The organism is Oscillospiraceae bacterium, from assembly GCA_034925865.1.
Lineage (GTDB): Bacteria > Bacillota > Clostridia > Oscillospirales > SIG627 > SIG704.
Window position 1 is genome coordinate 40,131 of sequence record JAYFRN010000046.1, and the last position, 16,604, is coordinate 56,734.

Annotated in this window: 17 protein-coding genes; 12 read left to right on the forward strand and 5 right to left on the reverse strand. The window is 36.1% G+C overall.

The genetic code is table 11. The features are described from left to right. Positions 1 to 40: 40 nt before the first annotated feature. Positions 41 to 571: an RNA 2',3'-cyclic phosphodiesterase gene (gene thpR / locus VB118_12765; protein MEA4833474.1), complete on the forward strand. Its 531-nt coding sequence runs from the start codon at positions 41 to 43 to the stop codon at positions 569 to 571. Positions 572 to 709: 138 nt separating this feature from the next. On the opposite strand, the gene VB118_12770 is transcribed toward thpR, so the two are convergent. Together VB118_12770 and VB118_12775 are read right to left on the reverse strand one after the other, a co-directional pair. After that, the gene (locus VB118_12770; GenBank protein ID MEA4833475.1) at positions 710 to 1,315 is read right to left on the reverse strand and encodes a DUF4397 domain-containing protein; all 606 of its coding nucleotides are present in this window, start codon (positions 1,313 to 1,315) and stop codon (positions 710 to 712) included. A gap of 189 nt (positions 1,316 to 1,504) precedes the next feature. Next, on the reverse strand, positions 1,505 to 2,149 hold the full coding sequence (locus VB118_12775; protein MEA4833476.1) for an NAD(P)H-dependent oxidoreductase: 645 nt from the start codon (positions 2,147 to 2,149) through the stop codon (positions 1,505 to 1,507). A 266-nt stretch (positions 2,150 to 2,415) separates the two neighbouring features. On the opposite strand from VB118_12775, the gene VB118_12780 reads away from it, so the two are divergent. Together VB118_12780 and VB118_12785 are read left to right on the forward strand one after the other, a co-directional pair. Continuing rightward, positions 2,416 to 3,816 (forward strand): helix-turn-helix domain-containing protein, encoded by a 1,401-nt coding sequence (locus tag VB118_12780; protein MEA4833477.1) that lies wholly within the window; start codon positions 2,416 to 2,418, stop codon positions 3,814 to 3,816. Positions 3,817 to 4,215: 399 nt separating this feature from the next. Beyond that, complete coding sequence (locus VB118_12785; GenBank protein MEA4833478.1) at positions 4,216 to 5,502, forward strand: RNA polymerase sigma factor; 1,287 nt, start codon at positions 4,216 to 4,218, stop codon at positions 5,500 to 5,502. 107 nt (positions 5,503 to 5,609) lie between these two features. On the opposite strand, the gene VB118_12790 is transcribed toward VB118_12785, so the two are convergent. From VB118_12790 to VB118_12800, 3 genes are all read right to left on the reverse strand, one after another. Further along, positions 5,610 to 6,239, reverse strand: a complete 630-nt coding sequence (locus VB118_12790) for an HDIG domain-containing protein (protein MEA4833479.1) — start codon at positions 6,237 to 6,239, stop codon at positions 5,610 to 5,612. Continuing rightward, complete coding sequence (locus tag VB118_12795; GenBank protein MEA4833480.1) at positions 6,236 to 6,385, reverse strand: CPC_1213 family protein; 150 nt, start codon at positions 6,383 to 6,385, stop codon at positions 6,236 to 6,238. Before VB118_12795 ends, VB118_12790 begins: the two co-directional genes overlap by 4 nt. Positions 6,386 to 6,541: 156 nt before the next feature. Then, the gene (locus VB118_12800; GenBank protein MEA4833481.1) at positions 6,542 to 6,853 is read right to left on the reverse strand and encodes a DUF3892 domain-containing protein; all 312 of its coding nucleotides are present in this window, start codon (positions 6,851 to 6,853) and stop codon (positions 6,542 to 6,544) included. Between the two features lie 310 nt (positions 6,854 to 7,163). Here VB118_12800 and VB118_12805 point away from each other — a divergent pair, with 310 nt between their 5' ends. From VB118_12805 to VB118_12845, 9 genes are all read left to right on the forward strand, one after another. Further along, the gene (locus VB118_12805; protein MEA4833482.1) at positions 7,164 to 7,943 is read left to right on the forward strand and encodes a DeoR/GlpR family DNA-binding transcription regulator; all 780 of its coding nucleotides are present in this window, start codon (positions 7,164 to 7,166) and stop codon (positions 7,941 to 7,943) included. Positions 7,944 to 8,191: 248 nt separating this feature from the next. Next, positions 8,192 to 9,319, forward strand: coding sequence for a helix-turn-helix transcriptional regulator (locus VB118_12810; protein MEA4833483.1), 1,128 nt, complete (start codon positions 8,192 to 8,194; stop codon positions 9,317 to 9,319). 384 nt (positions 9,320 to 9,703) lie between these two features. Next, complete coding sequence (locus tag VB118_12815; protein ID MEA4833484.1) at positions 9,704 to 11,440, forward strand: ABC transporter ATP-binding protein; 1,737 nt, start codon at positions 9,704 to 9,706, stop codon at positions 11,438 to 11,440. Then, a complete protein-coding gene (locus VB118_12820) occupies positions 11,440 to 13,110 on the forward strand; it encodes an ABC transporter ATP-binding protein (protein ID MEA4833485.1) in 1,671 nt (556 codons plus the stop codon). The genes VB118_12815 and VB118_12820 overlap by 1 nt, the downstream gene beginning before the upstream one ends. Before the next feature lie 468 nt (positions 13,111 to 13,578). After that, positions 13,579 to 13,857 carry a hypothetical protein gene (locus VB118_12825; GenBank protein ID MEA4833486.1) on the forward strand — a complete coding sequence of 93 codons (279 nt, stop codon included), beginning with the start codon at positions 13,579 to 13,581 and terminating at the stop codon, positions 13,855 to 13,857. Then, positions 13,823 to 14,071, forward strand: coding sequence for a hypothetical protein (locus tag VB118_12830; protein ID MEA4833487.1), 249 nt, complete (start codon positions 13,823 to 13,825; stop codon positions 14,069 to 14,071). The genes VB118_12825 and VB118_12830 overlap by 35 nt, the downstream gene beginning before the upstream one ends. 106 nt (positions 14,072 to 14,177) lie before the next feature. Further along, positions 14,178 to 15,467 (forward strand): GGDEF domain-containing protein, encoded by a 1,290-nt coding sequence (locus VB118_12835; GenBank protein ID MEA4833488.1) that lies wholly within the window; start codon positions 14,178 to 14,180, stop codon positions 15,465 to 15,467. 20 nt (positions 15,468 to 15,487) lie between these two features. Beyond that, on the forward strand, positions 15,488 to 15,685 hold the full coding sequence (locus VB118_12840) for a hypothetical protein (protein MEA4833489.1): 198 nt from the start codon (positions 15,488 to 15,490) through the stop codon (positions 15,683 to 15,685). Between the two features lie 67 nt (positions 15,686 to 15,752). Next, positions 15,753 to 15,908 carry a hypothetical protein gene (locus VB118_12845; protein ID MEA4833490.1) on the forward strand — a complete coding sequence of 52 codons (156 nt, stop codon included), beginning with the start codon at positions 15,753 to 15,755 and terminating at the stop codon, positions 15,906 to 15,908. The last annotated feature ends 696 nt before the right edge of the window (positions 15,909 to 16,604 follow it).

Sequence of the window (16,604 nt, forward strand, 5' to 3'; positions counted from 1 at the left end):
CTGAAGTTCTTTATATGTTAATATGAGGATTGATGATTATATGCGTTTGTTTATCGCGGTAAAGCTTTCGCCGGAGCTTGTTGATGAGCTTGTGAAAACGCAAATTCGTATGAGATGTTCCGGAGTTAAAGCAAATTACACTCGTCCCGAAAATATGCATATCACGCTCTCCTTTATTGGGGAATCAGACGCAGAGCAAGCAAAAAATATAGAAAATGCATTCAAAAACACAAGCTTTAATGAGTTTTCACTGTCTTTGAAAGGGAACGGATGTTTTGGCAGTATATACTGGATAGGTACGGAGAGCGGGGGAGAACTCGAAAAGCTTGCGTTAAAAATAAGAAGCTTATTATTAACTGCCAAAATACCTTTTGACGATAAGAAATTTGTTTCACATATAACTCTATCAAGGGAAACATATTTTCCCATAAAATGCAAAGATATTTCTTCTTTTACTTTAAATGATAACACTTCAATGAAAGTTAATTCGTTCTTTCTTATGAAATCGGAGAGAGTAAACGGAAAGCTTATTTATAATTCTATTTATGAATTTAAAACCGGAAAAATATAAAATTATAAATTATGTGAGAGAAAGCTTTATGATGGCTTCCTCTCACATAATGAGCAATTTATGACAACTATTGATTAATTTTGCATTTTATAATTACCGCTCAAGAGAGAAAAGGCTCTGGTATATGGGCTTTAATAACTAATATTCATTATCTATAGATATTATTGCATCAAGCGGCGGTGTTTCACCTAAAAGACCTACAGCGTAAACCGTGTAAATTTTGCCTGGAAGTAAATTAACATTGGGTACGGTAAGCGCGACCTGATCAGTTCCGGTTGGCTTGACCAACAACGTATAATTACCTGGGGCTGCATTGATATAATCGGTATATTGTTTATATTTTATATTTGTAAAGAGCTTTGTTCCGTCGGGCAAAGCAATGTCAACTGCAGGAGCATTCGGAGATAAATGCGCGAATTTTATGTATGAGATACGTTTGTCATACATTGGCATATATAATTCCATTATGGGTAACAGGCTGATATTTGCCAGTTTGTTTATCGCTGCTACTGTAATACTGCTCATTGGCGGTATGGTTAATTTTGTATCAATTACAGGATTATTTTTTTGACCGGCAGGATAAACTTGAATTGTGTACTCATTTGGCTTGACTGCAACATAGTCTGTCAATTGCTTATAAACAAGGTTTTTGGCAATCAAATTACCGTTTGCGTAAATATCAACAGCAGGCGCATCAGGCGAGGCATGCAGTATTCTGACATATGAATCCGGTGGTAATGGCATATCTGTATAACATGGCCAATCATTACAAGCTTTCAATTTAGTTTCACCTCGTAAAAAAGATATTAGTGCATTATATGGTATTATTTAAATTACGTTACATTTTTTATACAGGAATTGATGAAGACAGTTGAGAGAAAAGCCCGTATTGAGGGCTTTTCTCTCATAGAATATAACTATTTATACTTGCTATTAAAATAATTTCTGAACCAACGGTTGAATTCTATCAGTCGCATTTTTTATCGAAGTTTGACGTTCTTCTTCTGTGGTTCCGGTGCCGTCAACAAGTAACTCCTCAAATGTGTTTATACCAATGAATTTCATAATATCGTGAACATAATTTAATCCTTTGGAAAGAGCAGGCTTTAGTATCCATGGAATATTTGCTCCGGAGGATTGAACATAAATAAAAATTCTGTTTTTGTCATCCAGAAGCCCATGAGGCTTATTATTTTCAAATGATATTGATTTGCCTGATTGAATAACACAATCTATATATTCCTTCACGGGAGCAGGGAACGAAAGACTCCACATCGGTGCTGATAAAACATAAATATCAGCATTTTTAAATTGGTCACATAGCTGTTCGATCTTGGCAACCTCACTTTGTTCATCGGCAGAAAGCTTACTTCTCGCTTCTAAATTTATTATTGCACTCCTGTTTTCAAAATAACAACCTTTTAATTGAGGAATATGATCTTTATACAGATCTATTTCCTCCAGTTTTATATCAGGATCTTTTTCTAAAATTGCGTTGACTAATCTTCTGCTCACTGTTCTGCTTGATGACATATCTTCTGTTTTTGAATTTGCTATGATATAAAGCAAAGTTTTCATATATTAACCTTCATAAATAATATTTGTTGATATTTTGTGTAATTAAACGTGATTTATTCGTGCAAATGTAGTTTTAATTCGTAAAAAGAAACGTGAGGTGCAAAATTTAAATAGATGTATTTGTGAATTATGACCCGGTGCTATTACAACCGGCAGTTGATACAAGCATCATGGTATTAAACGAATGCTATCTTTCTTTAGCTGTTTTCATTTGATATAATGAAGTCAACATCAGGCCGGATGAATTTTGAATGAGGTGTTTATTAATGATCGATAAACTTCAGACGGGAAAAAGAATATCCGTCATGCGTAAAAAGATCGGGTTATCTCAATCGGCATTAGCTGAAAAATTGAATATAACAACACAGGCTGTCTCAAAATGGGAATGCGGTCAGGCGCTGCCGGATGTGGAGCTGCTTACAGAATTATCATGGCTTTTCGGAGTATCTATCAATGGTTTACTTGAAGGCGGAGAAACATTCGTATCATCTGTCGCCGTAAAACCTGTTGTTCTGCCTGAACAAGCGGGATGTATGCTGAAAACCAAAGAGCAGAAAAAGCTTTTAAAGTCTGTCGCTCCATATTTCACAGATATCGAAATATCCGAGCTTGCGCGTCAGATTGCGGTAGGTGATTTTAAATCGGAATGTATTGTTTCCGTTTGTTCAAGTGAAAAGAAAAAATCGATCGCCATCGATCTGTTACAGCTTTCGGAAAATACTTTACGTGAACTCGCTCCGTATATTTCCGAAGCGGCGAATATTGCGGTCGGAGATATACCGAGAGAAATAAAGCGAATTTCTGATTATCTTGTATGCCCGGAATGCAATGAAAAATTAGAGCTTGTAAAATCGGGAGATAACATAATATTCGCATGTAAAAATGGTCATAATGCAAAAATTGTTGATGGAGTGATATGTTTCAATACGCGTGAAATTCCAGGCGAACAATGGTCGCTTTCACTTCGCAACTACGAGCATTACCTTGAATGGCAGAATTCTCCTAGAAATCCGAATTATAAGCGGGGTAAATTGTCAGGTGATGTGGTTTGGGATAAGCTGTCAGAGAGAAAGCCTAAGGTAATTTTAGATATTGCTTCAGGTATGGGAGGAGGAATCAAGGACATAATTGAAAGAATCGATTGGCAATGTATGATAATCATGACTGATCTTTCATATCGAATTTTATCATGGGATAAACGCTTTTTTGAAACTGTAAAGGTAAATCCGTATGTAGAGCTTGTTTACATTGCCTGTGATTGCGCAAAATTGCCGATTAAACCGGAATCAATTGATACAGTACTCTCAAATGGCGGATTTGAAAGCATGCAGTACAAACGGATGAACGGCTTTTCAGAAGGTTACAGGATTCTTAAAAAAGAAGGCGAAACCATATACAATATGAGTATTGTTGAAGATAAGAGTTCATTAAATTCGAAGAAATGGCTGTCATTGACGCATTCATTAGGATGGAGTGACGAAAAAGAATTCTCTGAGCAGTACGTGGAAATCGGCGAATGGATTGCAACCTGTGAAAAATACGGATACAAAAAAACAGAAGTTGAAAAGCTTTATGGCGAGCTTCCCGCGCCGGATACCGATGTGTTTCCATTCGAAAATGAAATCATGCAGTGGATGTGTAATTATGTCTGTGTATCAATAAAATAAAAATCCACTATCTTGCGACAATCCTGCAGAAATTTAGCGTTTTAATTAAATAATGCTTTTTAAGAGAGAAAAGTTTATTGTAAATGGGTTTCTCTTAAAAGAAAAGGATTATTTAATTACCGTTTTATAACCAGCAATTTAAATCGCGTTACGCGTTATATGAAAGAAATAGCTTTAATGTAAAGGCTTTCTCATATATTGATTCATAATATGATTACTGTTTAATAATACACACCGCCGGTTTCGTTTGTATGCCGGCGGTTTTTATAATATTTAAATTTATAACATTTAAACGCTATCAAGCTATTGTATATTTATAAACAAGTGAACTTTTCATATAAAAAATACGTCTTTATAAGTGAAACCGGTTTCAGTATTAAAAATTGAGGAGGTGAGATCATGGATGACTTTGAAAAAATACTTTCGGAATGCAGAAATGCAGTAGAGCGATATGTGAATTTCAAGATATCGTCAAAAGCCGATGCGGACGATATCTTGCAGGAGGTATATCTTTCGGCATATCAAAATATTGATACACTCAAAGACAAAACCTGCTTCAGAGCATGGATTATCGGTATTGCTCGAAACAAGTGCAACGATTATTTCCGCGAACGTGCAAAAAATTTTGAAATTCCGCTCGAAGCAATGTCCGGGTCGGTACTTGTCAGCGGACGCTGTGGAATAATCGAAACGAGCACAGTACAAGAAACACTTGAGCTTCTCGGAAACAATGATAAACAGATACTGTATCTATATTATTTCAAGGAGCTGCCGCAGTCTGAGATTGCAAAGCGGCTCGGTATTCCGCTCGGTACAGTCAAAAGCCGCCTGCATAACGCAAAAGTGAATTTCAAAGACAAATATCCGTATCCGCCAAGAGTATTGAAAGGAGAAAAACATATGAAAAAGTTACCGGAATATATGCCGGAATACAAGTTGGAAAAGTACGACAAAGAGCCGTTTTCAATAAAATGGGAAGAGCTTATGGGATGGTTTCTTGTTCCGAAGCTCGGAGAAAAGGTATCATGGGCGATGTATGATTATCCTGAAAAAAAACGAACGGAATATACCGATATGGAAGTTGTCGGAAAAGCAGAAGTTCACGGTGTTGAAGGTGTTGAAATAATTTCAATCGAGCATGAACCAATGGGTTTTAATGCGATAGACGGCAGCAAACAAGCAGAACGTCGATTTGTTGCACAGCTCACAGATACACACAGCAGGCTGCTTGCCGAAAGCCATTCTGAAAACGGTATTAAAAAATATTATACTTTTCTCGATGGTGATATTTTTAATAATAATTGGGGTTTCGGAGAAGATAATTGCGGCAATGAAACCAATATCGAACCGAAAGGTGACATAATACGTATCGGAAGCGAAATCAAAACCGCTGATAAAAGCTTTTTGCTTGATATAGTGGGACGTTATATTGTATCTATAAATAATCAAACATACGATACCATATGTTTGATGGATATAGAAACCTATAATCCCGGTGTTGCTTCAGAGCAATTTATCAATAAAAATGGCCGTACTATTCTCTGGCGTCGATTTAACCGTGATGACTGGGCTTTTGATCACTACAAGCAAAAATGGACAGAAAAGCTGCCTGAAAATGAACGTATTACCATCAACGGCGAAACTTATGTTCACTGGTACGACTGTATAACTGATTATATTCTATAAAAAATTCCGCTTCCGTTGCTTTGTTGCTTCGGAAGCGGAATTTATTTCATGTTATTTCTGAAATTCACGTTTTTAATAATAAACCTTATTATATTTAAAGCATCCGCTCATGATGGATGCTTTAAATATAATTTACGGTTTACTATATTCAGAAACAATTCAATGTTATTTTCTTCTTTGACTCTGTCGCAATTTGTTCTGCCCAACCTGTCGCATAAACCTAGTAAAGCGACCTCATTGATGTCCGTATATTCTTTCATACCCTGTATATCGGCAAACGGCAGATCATTTACCACAAAAAGTATCTGCATATGATATCTGACAAGTCCGGAAACCCCGTTAATGAACTTTTCATCATCGGTGAATATCTGTAAAAATTCTTTTGAAAGTTTTGCGCCGAGTTTGTCATGGTCATATGAGGTTATCTTATTATTTTTGACTTTTGTAGTCAAAGGCTTGCCTATATCGTGAAGAAGAGCCGCCCACATTAATATTGAAATATCGCTGCTTTTTGATTTCAATTTTGCGGCTTCATCCACGACAAGCACTGTGTGATTCCATACATTCCCTTCGGGATGATGCTTTCGAGACTGTTCGGTACTTTTCAGCTTGTACAGCATATCAAAAGGATATTGCTGAAATAAAGGGTTACTATATATCCTGTTTAAATAATCAGACGGCTTATTGTCTTGCAAAAGATGGATATTTATATCAGTATACAGCTCGAACAAGTTCATTTTTTGATTTCTGCATTTTTGTTATCCGGGGTATTGACTTTTCTTGCGCTTTCGGCGTTCGGATCATGCTTTATATTCTTGGAATGGAATTTCCCATCGCTTTTTTTATTGTTTTTTGTGCTCTTTTGCTTATTATCTGAACCCATAATAATCCTTATCTTTTGGTATTAGGGCCTAATGATTCCTTTTTTATATTATGGGAATCACTTTGCTTATTATCCTTCTTGATAATTTTATTTAATTTTTCAGACTTCTTGTTTTGTTTGTTTTGTTCGTTTTGATTTTCTGACATAAAATTTATATTAATTTACTGATGGTAAATTGCTTAAATTGTTGTTATCGTCTCCGTCCGGAAGAGCCTTCAGATATTCGTTTCCGTTTCTCGAAGCGACTCCTACACCGGTGATACCACCTTGTTTTGCGAGCTTTATGCCGTCGGTTTTATTTACAATTGTGCCATCGGATAATTTATATCCTGTGACACGTCCGCTGTCCTTTACCAATGCGACAATCTGTTTTGCGTCCTTATTTGGTTCGGGAATGTCGTCAAAAGTCCTTAACGGTAAATTTGACGCATCATTTTTTATTTCATTTTCATTTTTATTTTTATTCATTAAATGTAATCCTCCGATTAATTAAAATCAATGTTATAATACAATCTGATAGTATTATTCCAAAGAAAGTTATATATATTCCAGCTTATATATTAAAAGCATCAAATTTTTTTGTTTTTATTAAACCGTTTTATCTGGATATAAATAATACTCAACCCGCCGGTTTTGCTACGTTTATTAAAAATTGATTCACGATAATTAATGTATGTTCATAATATATGTTGACAAGCATGAACAATGATGATATAATGTTAACAAAGATGAATTTGTAATGACACGGATTTATCATTAATTTATTGGAGGATATTTTATGTTTATTGAGGAAAGACATACTGCAATATTAAAGACCATTTCTGAAAAGGGAAGAATATCAATTTCGGAAATATCTGAGCAATTCGATGTATCGGTTGATTCCGCAAGGCGGGATCTGCGTATTCTTGAAGAAAAGGGATTATTGAAAAGAACACACGGAGGCGCAATATCAATTCAACAGATTGGTGTTTGTCCTCCGAGAGTAAGAGATATGAAAAATATGGTGATTTATGATAATTATGCTGCTATTGCAAAAAGAGCGGCTGAATTTATCAGAGAAAACGATATTATATATCTCACCAGCGGTTCTGTCGGATTTATTATGCTGAAATACCTGCCTAAAGACGTTAATTACACTATTGTTGTAAATTCGGTCACATTAGCAGATGAACTCAAATATTGGGACAATGTAACGGTATATATTACCGGGGGAAAAATGAGAATGCACGGAACAACGTCGCTTGTTGACAGCTTGGCGACGGCTTTTGTGAAGAATATGCATTTTGATAAATGCTTTATGACCGGTGCCGGTTACAGCGCAAGCTTCGGATTTTCAAATGGTACAGATGAAACTGCGACTTTTCAAAGAGCCGTTATTGAAAATTCCAGACAGAAATTTTTATTGATGCCGAATCAAAAAGTTTCATTCAACGCTTTTATTAAAGTTTGTGATGCGGATAAATTTAACGTTTTAATCACAGATTGGGATACAGTTGAAGATGAGCTTATTAAAATTAAAGAATCGGGCGTTCAAGTGATAGTAGTAGAGAAATCATAAAAATACAGGAGAAGAGGAAAACAGAATTCTTTTTACGTTATTAACTCGGTAAATAAATACCGTTAAAGAAAGAAAAGACTATGGAATATGGGCTTTTCTTTCTTATAAACAATGATTATTTAATTGCCGTTTTAATATTCCACGGTGCGTTGAGTTATACTCACGAATTGGATTATAGATTATTGCTTATAAAAAAGCTATTATATAGCTACGGTACCGCAACAAGTCAATTCAGAGAGGTGAAATTTATGTCACTCGGACATATGTCATTCGGACAAATGATTAAACTATGCAGAAAAGAAAAAGGGTTTACGCAAAGTGAATTAGCAGAGCTGATCGGTGTATCCATGCAGGCAGTTTCCAAATGGGAAACAGATACCGGAATGCCAGATATCTCGCAGATTGTTCCTCTTGCCAAAGTACTGGAAGTATCTTCTGATAAGCTGCTTGGACTTAGCGAGCATGAAGCAAGTGAAGAATTAGCAAATCTCCGTAAACAAATCGGACATCACACAATATCCTTCGGGTGTAATGAAGCTCAGCGAATTTATGATCTCGCCGTGCCCTATTTTTCCACACACCCAACTAATTCTGAGGTTGCTTTTTGGTGTGTCGAAAGCTTAGCAGAGCTGATTGCGTTTGATAATGAAAAAGCAAAGCAGCCACAGATTCTCATGGAATGTGAGAGATACGCAAACTGTATCTTCCGATATGAAGCAGATGCAGATCAAATATGCAAAACTTATTATGTGATGTCACGTGTTTATAATCTGCTTGGCGAAAGCAAAAAATCTGCTGATATGCTGGATCGTCTGCCTGTCGTATTCGGTGACAGAACATATTGGGAAGCGGAGTTCGCTTTTGCAGACCGTAATATGCCGCTTGCCCTGCAAAAATGCAAAGAAAGCTTTGCTGCAAAGGCACGGTTTATTTCAAGATGCATTCGCTTGGCAAGAATGATAAGTGAAATTGAAGGCGGAGAAGACGCATTGCAGTATCAAGCAGAATTGAACGAATATATGTTGAATATCATAAACGCGTTTCTTTCATGCGGTGACTATATGCCATATCGGCAAATTTACCAGAAAGCATCTCTGTTATGTCATATGACATGGCAGTATTCAGAGCTGGGAAATGCAGAAAAAGCTGTCAATTGTACAAGACAGCTCATTGAAACCAAAAACCGATTTTTTGACTGTCTTGATAACCCGGAGAACAAGCATTGCTTAATGTTTATTGAGGGTGATCGTGACGGCGATTGGCATGCAACACGGGAAAGCATTGAAAGCTATGTATCTACCGCAATAAACAATTTAAAAAGCATACCGCAGTTTTCAAATGAAACTGCTCTTTATGAAGCATTAAATATGAAATAATGTTCTGGTCAAGCTTATCAAGTCATATACTGCTATTTATTAAATCGGCATTTAAATAATTACCGCTTAAAGAGAGAAAAGACTCTGGTATATGGGCTTTTCTCTCTAATAAAACACGACTTATTTAAATGCCGTTTTAATAACTTCCTTCGTGAAAAATGTTGTTTCTTTTTTAGAAATAGGTTCTTTAGATTTACATTATAAAGTATTCCCATTTTCGTCCGGATTCGTTATTATAACGAATTATCACCACTATTTGAGATTATATCAATAAGTTTATAAAATATAGCTAATAATAATTACGGTGTATTTAAATAATATTGTTAAAATAAATCAATACGATAAGTTGGTATATTTTCAAGCTAATGAATGTAGGTAATGGCAATGAATAAGTTTAAATTCTTGAAAAAGGTTTGGAGTATTGCCAAACAGCATAGATGGTATTTTTTCTTAAGTTATATCATCCTGCTCATAGAACTTGCCTTTAATCAGATCCTTCCACTGTTATTAGGTAACCTTGTTGATGCTGCTGTATACAAGACAAATATAAGGCTTTTTATGACATCGGCTGGTATTTACGCAACAGTATTTCTAGGTAGTGTTCTATGCGGCTTTTTACAACTGCAATTTTGGCAAAAACTTAATAATAAATATGTTTACGGACTACGTGTTCGATGCTACGAAAAAATACTGCGCTTAAAAGCACGAACGCTCACCGATATCAAAACTGGCGATATGCTTCAAACGATTAACGGCGACACCATGGAATTTCATCATATCATTCAGCGTTACGCTATGCGTGTCGTCAACGCCGGAATCGGCACGGTTGTTTCATTAGCTATCGTTGCTTATTTAAAATGGGAAATTGCCTTGATTATCGCTATTTTAATACCGACATCCATTCTGCTCACCGAAAGAATTAAGAACAAGACGAATGAAATCTTCAATGAAATCCGCGAGAAGCAGGGGCAGTATAACTCATGGCTGATGGAAATTCTCAAGGGAATCCGCGAAATCAAGCTGTTTGCTGCCGAGGATAACACGCAGCATAAATTCACAGATAAAAATAATGACCTGATTAAGTCGAGCGTGAAATCAATAAAAATCGGTTTTGCTTCTGATAAAACTATTGGCTTGATTTACTTTGTGGCGCAGCTTATCTTTTATATCGTGTCAGCTTTGTTTGTGGTAAATGGTTCAATAAATGTTGCTGAATATATAACTATCGCTGCCTATTACACACTTGTTTCAAGCAATTTTCAACGAATACTGCGTGATAATATGGCGTTTCAGGCACGACAGGTTGCGATTGAGCGCGTTTTCATGTTACTTGATAAGGAGTACGAGGATAACGCAGGCTTGTCATCTCTGACGGTATCTCAAGGCAAAATTGAAATTGAGGATTTATCTTTTGCCTATCAAGAAGATGTGGACGTTCTCAAAAACCTCACATATACAATTACGCCCGGAAAACGAATCGGCATTGTGGGAGCATCGGGTGTCGGCAAAAGTACTTTCGCGCATATGATGATTCGTTTTTTCACTCCGACGAAAGGTAAAATTATGATTGACGGTCAAGACCTAAATGCTTGTACTTATTCCTCCGTACGCGAGAATATCGGGCTTGTGGGGCAAGAAACCGTAATATTTGATGCCACAGTCAAGGATAATATATGTTTTGGCGCAGATGTTCCCGATGAAGCGATTTGGGGAGTACTTAAAAAGGCATATTTGAAAAACGAAATAGAGAAGTTGCCTGAAGGTTTACATACTATGCTTGGTAAGGATGGACAAAGTCTTTCCGGTGGACAAAATCAGAGGCTAGCTATAGCACGAATACTTTTTAAAAATCCAAAAATTGTGATACTCGATGAAGCGACCAGCGCACTTGATGAGGCTGCGGAACAAATCGTGCAAAATGCATTGGATGAGTTGACCGCGGGTCGGACAAGTATTGTCATCTCACATAGGCTTAACAACATTTTACACGCTGATGAGATAATCGTATTAAAAGATGGTGAAGTGGCGGCAACCGGCAAGTACGAAGATTTAATCCGCACAGATACAACATTTAGCGAGCTGTTTGCTGCACAGGCGAAAAAATTGGAGGCGATTGGCTAATGAAGTTTAACCGATTTTCTGTATTAAAACGGCTGACAAAACAGATCAAAATTCCCGTACGACTCATCGTCCTTACGCAAGCAATAGCTGTCGTTTCTATGCTTGTGTCGCTTATATCGCCTTATCTTTATTCTTTGTTGGTGGACGAGGTTATGACGAACGGGAAAGCGCTATTATTGTACATTATCATTCCTTCCATGATCGGAGCATTCGCAGTTGGTGTTGGGCTTTCCGCACTTTCCACGTTTTTATCCGTGAAGTATAACAACGAAGTCAATCTAGAAGTTAAAACAAAGATTTTTGACCGAATGATGTATAAAGATATTGCCGATGTCATGAACATTAACGTTGGTTCAGAGCAAAAGGTTATAGAGCAGGACAGCGGTGTTGTGTCCGTGTTCTTTTCGGAGCAAATCGGTGGGTTTTTAACCTCGTTCTTTTATACTGCAATATACCTTGCGCTAATGTTTATTATAAATCCTTGGCTCTCATTGGCTGCTGTTGTTTTTATTCCATTGACAATACTATTCGGTAAATATACAGGTAAAAAATTTAACGCTATGCAAAATGCGTTATGGCTGATTGGCTCAAAAAACAACAATTTTCTTTTTGACACCATACAAAAATGGCGTGAAGTAAAAGCACAGAACTTGGAAAAGCATTTGATAAATGAGTATAATGAAAGACTTCGGCCGGAGCGCAAGACGCTACTAGATTGGATGCTGTATTATGCCTTGAACGATGTGTTTTACGATATAAAGAGTATGTTTGTGAATAACATACTGATGTACTTTATAGGTGGATTACTGATTATAAACGGGCAGTTGACTATTGGCTCGCTACTTATGTTTATTAGCTATATGTCAAATTTCAGCGGAAATATCGACTCAATTATCAAGTCCATTACCGATTTTTCAGGCAACAAAGCGGTCTACGACAGACTGTTTGACGCACTTGAGTTTAATAAACAATCAAAAGATAAATTTGCCGTTGATAATTTTGATATTAACATTAATGCCGTAACATTTGCGTATAGTAAGATGTTGCCAAGTGTATTGACTGATGTTTCTTATACATTTTCAAGAGGCAAAAAATATCTTATTATAGGCAAAAGCGGCGAAGGAAAATCCACACTGATCAAACTCATTTTGTGTATGATACAACCGAATGAGGGTGTTATCAGACTAGGCAGCAAGGAGTTAGCTGATATTGAGCAGCATAGCTTGTTTAAGAAGATGACCGCTGTGATGCAGGAAAATAAATTTTTCAACCTCTCAATTCGCGAGAATCTGCTAATGATTGCGCCCGAAGCGACCGAGGATCAAATTAATTTTGCCTGTCAAACTGCGGATATATATGACTACATTCAGACCTTGCCCAATGGATATGATACCATCATCGGGGAACGCGGCATAAAATTGTCTGGAGGTCAAAAACAGCGACTGGCAATAGCAAGACTGATACTGCACAACCCGAAAATCGCCATTTTAGATGAAGCTACAAGTTCGCTTGATGCTGTTAGCGAAACGAAAATTTTGAGCAATCTTAATAAAATATTTGACAACAAGACTTTAATTGTTATCTCTCATAAACCTGCCTTGCATATTAAATTTGATGAGGTTATTAGTGTTGAAAGCAATGCATTAGTGAGCTTAGGTAGTGTAAAATGAATATGATCACGACATATTTACCTGTATTTATTAATTCGGCATTTAAATAATTACCGTTTTAGAGAGAAAGGACTATGGAATATGGGCTTTTCTCTTTTATAAAACAAAGCTTATTTAAATGCTGTTTTAATAATACCCGGATTGGATTTTTCCAGTCCGGGTATTTTTCACTTATTCACTTTAGCGGGTACAGAATTCGTTTCTCCCGATATTGTAAAGGTTTTATACTTCTGATATAATATAAACAATAAATGAGGTATCTCTAATATTCGTTATAAAAAATTTTTCTGTTAATTACATGAATAGGATATAGGAAAGACGAATTGCTCCAAACAGTGATTTTTTCATTCACCCGCCGGACAGCGGTCGCAATATTCGGTAATGTTATTGTGCCGGAATATTCGTCTTGCTTCTGATAACGATAAATGTTATAATTAGACAACAATAATCAAAAAGTAGGAATTTTCAATGAATGCTGTCGTATATAAATCCAACACCGGCTTTACAGAAAAATACGCCCGGCTACTGGGCGAGCGTACCGGCTTGCCGGTGATGCCCTTAGAAGAAGCCCGCCGTTTGCCGCAGGGAACGGACATCGTGTTTCTCGGCTGGGTGATGGCCGGTAATGTTATGGGATTAAAAACTGCTGTCCGACGCTTTCATGTATGCGTTGTATGCTCGGTGGGTATGATCGATCCAAGCGAGGAACAAATTGCTTCTGCGAGAACAGCCTGCGCCGTGGCGTAACGCACCCGTATTCGTACTGCAAGGCGGTTTTGATAAAGAAAAACTACGCGGAATATGCAGAGTGATGATGTCTTTTATCCAAAAACAGCTCTCCAAAAAAGATCATCTGACACCGGCGGAACAAGATTCTCTTGATCTCCTCCGCAACGGAGGCGACCATGTGACGTCCGCGGCGCTTGATCCCGTTGACTTATGGCTCGCGGAGCATGTATAACCAAAACTGTCACAGAGGCTGCCGAAGATGGAAATGGTAGACGGCTGCTTCAAGGTTCTCATATGAAAATCAGATTCATAATAACAATAAATGAGATTATAAATGCATGAAAAAACTTCGTTTTTTTAAATCAGATATCCAGCAAAACATTAAAAATCAATATATAAAAAGCAATGAATTTAAGGAAGATTTAATTTCTCAGAATATACAAAGAGGAAAATTATTAGCGGTCATTGTCATAACCTTTGAAGCGGTTTTTATATCGATAGATATTCTTTCTTGCATATTTCAGGTTAATAAATCATTTTCCTTTTATTCTTATCTGACGATGTATTCAATTATGATTGTTATTAACTTAATTTATCTGTTAATAATAAACGGTTATGAAAAAAAGAGCATTTATATAAATACCATGAATATAGCAACCGTTATTTTTGTTACTATGATTATGGTATGGGGAAGTATTATTTCTTTGATGGATCAGAGATTATACGGGCAATTGATGACATTTGTAATTAATATGATTACATGCTCGGTAATATATTATTTAGATTCTAAGCGAATGTGTATTCCTTATCTAATTTCGATAATATTTATGGCGGTCGGTTTGCCTTTTTATCAGAAATCAAGTGATATTCTTATCGGTCATTATGTAAATTTGATTGTCTTTGTTACTATCTCATGGACAGTATCGAGAATCATGTACCGAAATTATACTGATAATTATGTAATAAAAGAACTAATGAAGAAGTCAAGCTTGTTACTTGCGGAAGAAATGAAAGAGAACACAGTTATTAATAAAAAGCTGGAGCTGGCGAACGAACAGCTTAAAAAATTAGCGCTGCTGGATGAATTGACAGGACTCCCTAACCGTAGAAGTTTTCGTGAATTTATTGAGAAGAAGTTTGAAAACAACAGCAGCGAACAGACGGTTTCTGTTATAATGATTGATATTGATGATTTTAAGCGATATAATGATTTATACGGCCACGAAAAAGGAGATTCAGCCTTGATTGCGGTTGCCAACCGGCTCAACAATATACCTGATAATACAGATCAAATTGCAATCAGATGGGGTGGCGAGGAGTTTATCTTTGTCGCTTTTAATTTAAACCAGAAAGAGATAATTGAGATAGCTAATGACATTAGGCTTAAGATATTGGAATTGAAAATTCAAAATCAAGAATCATTTAAAGATTCTTATCTCACTGTCAGTTTAGGAACATGCACTGCGAAAATAACAAGTGAGAGGAATATTTGTAAAATAATTGATAAGGCTGATCAAGCAATGTATCTGGCAAAAAAGAACGGACGAAATTGTGTTGTTACTTTGGAATATAACGAATCAGATTTTGAAAAAGAGATTTCTGAACTATGCAAAATCAATAGTATTTAAGGCGAATGAAAAAGAAATAAGTGACAAAAGATAGAATGTCAGGATTTAAAGGTTTTGTTGTTGAATTTGAAATTCAAGATAATTATATATCAAATTATACTGTTCATACGGTTGGAGCTTCATATCATCAGGAATTTTGGATACCCTCAGAGAAGCTATGTGAATTTAATACTCACATAATAGGGAAAATTAAAATTACAAAATCATTTGAAGTATAGGAAGAATGAAAATTAATATGAAACACTTATAAATAAAATTATTTTTAAATTATGGAAGGAGCCAATAATGTCCTCTTTGACTGAAAAACAGATAAATGAAGGTTATTTTAATGGTATTGGTGGGTTCCCGCCGCTGAATCAAACTGATGATAGAACCAACTACGCAAAGGAAGTCAAAAATTACAAGGGGCAGGATAAATTGTGTATATCCTGTATACAATGAATGGATCGAATTTTTACGGACAAATACGAAATCTTTCAAAGCATTGCATTTTAACTCCAGGGTACCGCAGCAACTCTTTCATGCAGCATGTTGTCAGGAAAATTTAGAAGAGTTACGGTTTAAATGGGGGAGCCTACAAAGATTTATCTGCACTAAAAAGCCTACAAAAAATTAAATATTTATACATTGGTTCTGGAGCGGGAGTTCAAAACATATCAACAATTGCAAATATGAAGAATCTTATTGTTCTTTATGTCCAGAATTTTAAAAGAATTGAAGATTATTCTTCATTGTCTGCATTGGATAAGCTGGAGCAATTAGTTATAAGCGGACCTATTCTCGGGAAAACCCACATAAAAGATTTGGAATTCCTGCTAGAAATGCAAAGTTTGATTTCGGTTTGGCTTCTCAATACTGCATGTAGGAAAAAATATACTAATGATGAATTAAAGAGACTTCGTATATCTTTGCCTATTCTTTATGATATATATGGTTGTATTTGGGGTAATAAAAATATTTTTTAATATTATCCTTATACATATTTTATCACGCTGGATTTAAATAATGTCTACTGAACAAATACGAATTTCAAATTTCGCTGCGGTAGATGATGTGTTATTAGCAAACAATATAGGAACACAAAAAAGGCGCAAAGAACCTTTTTCAGGTTCAGGACAATAACAGACATAGCGATAC

Excerpts from the sequence above, each read along its gene's own strand:
- thpR (MEA4833474.1), top strand. The coding sequence starts at position 41 with ATGCGTTTGTTTATCGCGGTAAAGCTTTCGCCGGAGCTTGTTGATGAG.
- VB118_12820 (MEA4833485.1), top strand. The coding sequence starts at position 11,440 with ATGAAGTTTAACCGATTTTCTGTATTAAAACGGCTGACAAAACAGATC.
- VB118_12775 (MEA4833476.1), bottom strand. The coding sequence starts at position 2,149 with ATGAAAACTTTGCTTTATATCATAGCAAATTCAAAAACAGAAGATATG.
- VB118_12790 (MEA4833479.1), bottom strand. The coding sequence starts at position 6,239 with ATGAACTTGTTCGAGCTGTATACTGATATAAATATCCATCTTTTGCAA.
- VB118_12845 (MEA4833490.1), top strand. The coding sequence starts at position 15,753 with ATGTCCTCTTTGACTGAAAAACAGATAAATGAAGGTTATTTTAATGGT.
- VB118_12780 (MEA4833477.1), top strand. The coding sequence starts at position 2,416 with ATGATCGATAAACTTCAGACGGGAAAAAGAATATCCGTCATGCGTAAA.
- VB118_12825 (MEA4833486.1), top strand. The coding sequence starts at position 13,579 with ATGAATGCTGTCGTATATAAATCCAACACCGGCTTTACAGAAAAATAC.
- VB118_12800 (MEA4833481.1), bottom strand. The coding sequence starts at position 6,853 with ATGAATAAAAATAAAAATGAAAATGAAATAAAAAATGATGCGTCAAAT.
- VB118_12810 (MEA4833483.1), top strand. The coding sequence starts at position 8,192 with ATGTCACTCGGACATATGTCATTCGGACAAATGATTAAACTATGCAGA.
- VB118_12770 (MEA4833475.1), bottom strand. The coding sequence starts at position 1,315 with ATGCCATTACCACCGGATTCATATGTCAGAATACTGCATGCCTCGCCT.
- VB118_12805 (MEA4833482.1), top strand. The coding sequence starts at position 7,164 with ATGTTTATTGAGGAAAGACATACTGCAATATTAAAGACCATTTCTGAA.
- VB118_12815 (MEA4833484.1), top strand. The coding sequence starts at position 9,704 with ATGAATAAGTTTAAATTCTTGAAAAAGGTTTGGAGTATTGCCAAACAG.
- VB118_12785 (MEA4833478.1), top strand. The coding sequence starts at position 4,216 with ATGGATGACTTTGAAAAAATACTTTCGGAATGCAGAAATGCAGTAGAG.
- VB118_12835 (MEA4833488.1), top strand. The coding sequence starts at position 14,178 with ATGAAAAAACTTCGTTTTTTTAAATCAGATATCCAGCAAAACATTAAA.
- VB118_12795 (MEA4833480.1), bottom strand. The coding sequence starts at position 6,385 with ATGGGTTCAGATAATAAGCAAAAGAGCACAAAAAACAATAAAAAAAGC.